Genomic DNA, 1540 nt, shown 5'->3' on the forward strand with positions numbered 1-1540 from the left:
CCGTGGCGGCCCTGCCGGACCAACGCTTCGCGCTGTTCCGGGGCCCGATCGCTCCGCGACCGGGCAAAAGGCACTGCAACAAGGGCGGGGGCGGCTCGACTCTCGGCCGCCCCCGCCCTTGTGACGCTCAGTCAACTGTCAGTCTGTGCGTCAAAACTGATGGCAAGATGAGTTCTGGGCTGAGATCCCACCCCAATCCCACCCTCGGAACTCCGTCTGAAAGTGCGTCAATTACGTTTCGAGCTGGATTCTGGAATGAGGCTGGGTCACCTCTCGTTCGATATGCGCGACCCAGGTGACTGCCTGAACTTTGCTGGGGATCTCCCCGATTTTCTGCGCGGCAGCCCGGTAGCAGTCGGCCAAGAGGTTGTACCGCCCGAGTGCGCCTAACCCTCGATCGCTCTGCCCGTAGACCTTGCGGACTGCGATGTCGTGCGCGTGGCGGTCGATAACTACGGGGTCCGCATTTTCCGGGTCGGCGATGCAGAGATAGAAATATCCGGTCTTCAGTTGCATGGGGAGAACTTCACTCGGGTCGGCCCCGGCCATGATTCGATCTGCTTTGGTGAGTGCGTCACGGACGTGACCGCTGGCGAATCCTTCGGAGAATGCTTTACGGGCGAGCCTGCAATTCTCTGTCCATGATTTGTTGGCGGACAGCGCGGCCAGAACGCCCGCACCTTTCTTCGCGTCACCTCCTGAAATCTCCACGGCCAATTGATGGGCCTTGGCGTACCAGTCGCGCCCCCGGCGTTTCTGGTCGGGCGTGGCGGTGTTCCATTTCTCGGTGATGGCGCGTGTGTAGGCGGTGCGCTGTTCGGCGGTGCTCTTTACCGGGATCACTGCGGTTCCTCGGGGTGGAGTGAGCGCGCGCAGCAGCGGTGAGGAGCGGGCCCTTGGGGCGGCTCGACTCGACCGGCGTGGCGCGGGAAAGGGGCCGGCCGCGCGGCAGGGGCGCGCTGGCCTGGCAGGGAGGGGGCGGGAGGCCCTGTGCGGGCCTCCCGCTGTTGTTGGGTCCGGCTTCGGGTCAGCTGGGCTGACGGGCCGGGTGGATCACTTCTGTGTGGTGATCCGGTTCAGGGCGCAGCGCAGGGCTGTTGCCCTGGTGTTGGACGCGGGGCACGGCTCCAGGATTGGGCGGGCGTAGAGCAGCGCGAGGGGACCGGAATTGCCCTGGGATGCATTCTTGAGGCTGCTCAGGACGTCGAGTGCCTGGCGTTCGGTTGTGGGGTGCTTGAATTCGCATTCGCAGGTGGTCGTGAGTTCTGCGGCGAACTTTGCGATGAGTTCCGCGTGGTCGGCGACGGGCAGGCATCCGGGGTGCCGGATGATGGGGCGCGGGGTCGGGTCGCCGTTGCGGCCCCGGAGGTGGGACCAGAAGCGGCGGCCTTCCCAGCCGCAGAGGCGGCACTGCATCAGCCACGGCTGATCGGCTCCGGGGTAACCCGCGAGCGGCGTCCATGCCAGCTCGGTGAGGCGTGCTGTCGCTTCGGCGGCCCTGACCAGGTTTGGGAGGGTGGGGCGCAGGTCGGGGATGAGG

Annotated in this window: 1 protein-coding gene and 1 pseudogene; both read right to left on the reverse strand. The window is 66.0% G+C overall.

Annotated elements, in window-relative coordinates:
* Positions 1-231 precede the first annotated feature (231 nt).
* On the reverse strand, positions 232-843 hold the full coding sequence (locus FNH09_RS49380; RefSeq protein WP_238427497.1) for a DUF7178 family protein: 612 nt from the start codon (positions 841-843) through the stop codon (positions 232-234).
* Between the two features lie 210 nt (positions 844-1053).
* A pseudogene (locus tag FNH09_RS47450) lies at positions 1054-1540 on the reverse strand (hypothetical protein); the annotation flags it as partial.

The organism is Streptomyces adustus (assembly GCF_009377175.1).
GTDB classification, from domain to species: Bacteria; Actinomycetota; Actinomycetes; order Streptomycetales; family Streptomycetaceae; genus Streptomyces; species Streptomyces adustus.